This window comes from Nocardia farcinica, from assembly GCF_029867845.1.
GTDB classification, from domain to species: Bacteria; Actinomycetota; Actinomycetes; order Mycobacteriales; family Mycobacteriaceae; genus Nocardia; species Nocardia farcinica_A.
The window spans coordinates 1-4,285 of sequence record NZ_JARWRU010001276.1; the positions used below are offsets into that span (position 1 = coordinate 1).

3 protein-coding genes are annotated in these 4,285 nt (G+C 70.4%); 1 reads left to right on the forward strand and 2 read right to left on the reverse strand.

Translation table 11 applies throughout. The annotated features are described in order from the left end of the window. Both glnT and QH283_RS28590 read right to left on the reverse strand, forming a co-directional pair. On the reverse strand, window positions 1–1,176 hold a 1,176-nt coding region (gene glnT, locus QH283_RS28585), incomplete at its 3' end, for a type III glutamate--ammonia ligase (RefSeq protein WP_280506039.1). A 68-nt stretch (window positions 1,177–1,244) separates the two neighbouring features. Then, window positions 1,245–2,435: an NAD(P)/FAD-dependent oxidoreductase gene (locus QH283_RS28590; RefSeq protein WP_280506040.1), complete on the reverse strand. Its 1,191-nt coding sequence runs from the start codon at window positions 2,433–2,435 to the stop codon at window positions 1,245–1,247. 352 nt (window positions 2,436–2,787) lie between these two features. Between QH283_RS28590 and QH283_RS28595 the strand changes: the two genes are divergently transcribed. Continuing rightward, a complete protein-coding gene (locus QH283_RS28595; RefSeq protein WP_280506041.1) occupies window positions 2,788–4,221 on the forward strand; it encodes an ammonium transporter in 1,434 nt (477 codons plus the stop codon). The last annotated feature ends 64 nt before the right edge of the window (window positions 4,222–4,285 follow it).

The window sequence follows — 4,285 nt, forward strand, 5'->3', positions numbered from 1 at the left end:
CGGCCGCGCCCGTTCCGCGCGCCCCCCGGCGCGGGGGGGGGCCGGGCGGGGGCCCCGCGCGGGGGCGTCGCCGCCCCCCCCCGCCGCCCCGGGGGGGGCCACGGCCAGGTACGGATTGGCCGAGCCGTCGCCGCCGCGCAGCTCGACACGGTTGCTGTCCGGCACCCGCAGGTACTGGGTGCGGTCGTTGCCGCCGTAGGTGGCGTAGCGCGGCGACCAGGTGGCGCCGCTGGAGGTGGAGGTGGCGCCGATCCGCTTGTAGGAGTTGACCGTCGGGGCCAGCACGGCCTGCAGGGCGCAGGCATGCTCGAGGATGCCCGCGATGGCCGCGTAGGCGGTGGCGGACAGGCCGAGCCCGCGCGAATCGGCGGCGTCCGGGAACAGCGAGCCCTTGCCGTTCCACAGCGACAGGTGCAGGTGCATGCCGGAACCGGTGCGATCGGTGAACGGCTTGGGCATGAAGGTGGCGCGCATCCCGCGCTTCTCGGCGATCACCGACAGCAGGTAGCGGGCGGTGATCACGCGGTCGGCGGTGGTCATCGCGTCGGCGTAGTCGAAGTTCTGCTCGAACTGGCCGTTGGCGTCCTCGTGGTCGCTGGCGTAGTTGCCCCAGCCGAGGGTGTTCATGGCCGCGGAGACCTCGGTCAGGTGGTCGTACATGCGGGTCACGTCGCGGGCGTCGTAGCAGGGCTGGGCGCTGGTGTCGGCGCGGTCGGCGGTGCGCAGCGCGCCCCCGGAATCGCGGTCGACCAGGAAGTATTCGATCTCCGCGCCGACATTGACGGTCATGCCGCGCTCGGCGGCGCGGGCCAGGCTCGCGGCGAGCACATTGCGCGGGGCGAACGGCCACGGCTTGCCGTCGACGTGGGGATCGCAGTGCACGATCGCCAGGCCGGGGCGGATGAACGGGATGGGGGTGAAGGTGGAGACGTCCGGGATCGCGATCAGGTCGGGATCACGCGGCTGCTGTCCCATGGTGCCCGCCGCGTAGCCGGCGAAACCGGCGCCGTCGGTGGCGAGCCGGGCGGCGGCCGCCACCGGGACCAGCTTGGCGCAGGGCTTGCCCGCCAGGGTGACGAACAGCGCGAGGATGTAGGTGGTGCCGGTGGCGCGGGCGATCTCGGTGAGGGCGTCGGCGGTGTCGGGGACCGGTGCGAGTGCGGTGTCGAAGGCCATCGTGGCTCCAGGGTGCGAATGGTTCTCGGTCGGGAGGTCGGCGGATCGGGGGTCGGAACGGGTGGTGCTCAGCGCATTTCGCCCGCCCCTTCGTAGGGGTTGAGGCTGACCAGCAGGTCGCCCTCGGCGAAGCGCTCGTAGCGGAAGTCGCGCGGGTCCACGTTCGGCAGGTCCGTGGCGCCCTTGGTGAGCAAATCGGCGGCCAGCCTGCCGACGGCGGGGGAGATCTTGAAGCCGTGGCCGGAGAATCCCGCCGCCAGGAACAGGCCATCGGCCGGGGAGGGGCCGATGACCGGGTTGTAGTCGGCGGTCACGTCGTAGGCGCCGACATAGGAGCCGGTGATACGCGGGTCGGGCATGTCGGGCAGCCGGTGGCCGAGCTTGCCGACGACCGTGTCGATGGTCGACTCGTCGGCGCGGTTGACGTAGTTGTCCGGGTCGATGTATTCCGGCGCGCTGTGGTCGGAATTGCCCGCCAGGATCTCGCCGTTGGGTTCGCGGCACAGATACGACAGCCCCGCCAGGTCGGAGAGCACCGGCACGACCGGGGTCGGCTCGCCCTGGTCGACCAGCACCAGTTGCGCGCGCTGGGCCCTGATGTCGATCTCCACGCCCGCGGTGGCCGCCAGGGCGGGGGTCCACGGTCCGGCCGCGAGCACGACCGTGCCCGCGTGGATCCGCGTGCCGTCGGCCAGTGTGACGCCGTGCACCCTGCCCGAGGCGTCCTGGAGCAGGCCGGCCACCGGGGTGGACTGGCGGATGCGCACGCCGAGCCTGCGGGCCGCGGCGGCGAATCCCATGCCGGCAAGGTAGGCGTCGCCGCGTCCGCCCAGCGGCTCGTAGGCGAGCAGGGCGAAGTCGTCGAGACGCAGACCCGGCCACAGCTGGGCCATCTCGTCGTGGGTGATGAAGTGGGTGGCGATGCCGAGGCTCTGCATCATCGCGATGTTGGCGCGCAGCGGTTCGACATTGTTGTCGCCGACGCCGACGACATAGCCGCACTGCTGGAAGCCGAGATCGTCGTCGAGGATCTCGGCGGCGTTGGTGAAGAAGTCCACGCCGTACCAGGACATGGCCGCCAGCGAGGGCGTGCCGTAGTGGCAGCGCACCACACCGCTGGATTTGCCGGTCATCCCGGAGCAGAGTGTGCCGCGTTCGAGTACCAGGACGTCGGTCTCGCCCCGCTCGGCCAGCGCCCAGGCGATGGCCAGTCCTTCCAGGCCACCGCCGACGACGACGTAGCTGTGCGTTTCTGTCATTCCCCGCTCCGCTGCTCGGTGTCCGTGCGCGTTGCCTCGACGAAAGAGCCCGGTGTCAGAGCCCTGTGTCATCGAGTGAGCCCGCTGTTTCATGTAGTGAATTGCTGTCGAACAACATGAAACAGCTCCTAGATGACGGCAGCATTACGGCGAGGTCAGTTCCATGTGTCGCGGCTCGTCTGGGGGAACGGGCTGCCGGGCGTCGGAAGCTGGGGGTTCGTCCCAGTCCTGTTAACAGGAATGTCACCCGCATGCATCCGTCGGCAACCTTTCCGGTCGTCTACTGGGAAACCGGGACTGTTCACCACTGAGAGACTCCATCTCTCGGGGCTGACCTGATGATGAGGGAAAGATGACAGAAGCGATCGCTGCGGCTGATACCGCATGGATTCTGGCGGCCTGTGCCGCCGTGGGCATCATGGTGCCCGGCCTCGCCATGTTCTACGGCGGCATGGTCAGCATCAAGAACACGCTGAACATGGCCATGATGACCTTCGGCGCCTTCGCCCTGGTCGGCGTGCTGTGGATCATCTTCGGTTACTCGGCCACGCTGGGTGACTCGATCGGCGGCATCGGCCTGCTCGGCAACCCCTTCGAGTACTTCGGCTCCTCCGAGTTGCTCGCCGCCCCCGCCGAGCCCGGCCTGCCGCCCGCGCTGGTGGCCGGCTTCCAGCTGCTGTTCGCGGCCATCACCGTCGCGCTGATCTCCGGCGCGGTCGCCGACCGCATGAAGTTCGGCGCGTGGATGCTGTTCGCCGGCGTGTGGGCCACCCTGGTCTACTTCCCGGTCGCGCACTGGGTGTTCGCCTTCGACTCCGCCGACGGCTCGGTCCTCGGCGGCTGGATCGCCAACAAGCTGGGCGCGATCGACTTCGCCGGTGGCACCGCGGTGCACATGAACGCGGGCGTCGCGGCGCTGGCGCTGGTCCTGGTGCTCGGCAAACGCGGCACCTTCCCCAATCCGCCCCGCCCGCACAGCCTTCCGCTGACCATGCTGGGCTCCGGCATCCTGTTCTTCGGCTGGTTCGGCTTCAACGGCGGTTCGGCGCTGGCGGCCGGTAACGGCGCCGGTGTGGTCGTGCTCAACACCATCGCCGCGGCGTGTGCGGGCATCTGCGCCTGGCTGCTGGTGGAGAAGCTGCGCCAGGGGCACGCCACCTCGCTGGGCGCCAGCTCGGGTCTGATCGCCGCCCTGGTCGGCATCACCCCCGCCTGTGGCGCCGTCTCGCCGGTCGGCGCGCTCATCGTCGGCGCGGCCTCGGGCGCGATCTGCTGCCTGGCCGTGTCCATGAAGTTCCGTCTCGGCATCGACGACTCGCTCGACGTGGTCGGCATCCACCTGGTCGGCGGCATCATCGGCACCCTGCTGATCGGCTTCCTCGCCGTGCCCGAGGCGCCCAACGAGGCCGCGGGCCTGTTCTACGGCGGCGGCGTGGACGTGCTGTGGCGTCAGACCGTCGCGGTGATCGCGGTGTTCGCCTACACCTTCGTGGTCACCATCGTCATCGCCAAGGTGCTCGACATGGTGATGGGCCTGCGCGTGCCCGCCGAGCACGAGGCCGACGGCCTGGACGCGGTCATCCACGGCGAGTCCGCCTGGGTGATGGAGACCGCCACCCTCACCGCCGTCGCGGCCACCCCGGCGGCCGCCGTCGCCGCCGCCGAGGCCATCACCGCCGAGGCCATCACCGCCGAGGCCGTCGCCGCCGACGCCGCAGAGGAGCCGAAGGCCGACGCGGAGAAGACGGAGGAGAAGGAAGAGGAGACCGCCAAGCCCGCGGGCTGAGCCACCGCGGGACATCCGGCTGGTGCGCTGCCGCCGGGTGATCGGCGGCAGCGCATCGTGAACG

What these genes read in the sequence shown, in the direction of transcription:
- QH283_RS28590 (WP_280506040.1), bottom strand. Translation starts at nt 2,435, where the DNA reads ATGACAGAAACGCACAGCTACGTCGTCGTCGGCGGTGGCCTGGAAGGA.
- QH283_RS28595 (WP_280506041.1), top strand. Translation starts at nt 2,788, where the DNA reads ATGACAGAAGCGATCGCTGCGGCTGATACCGCATGGATTCTGGCGGCC.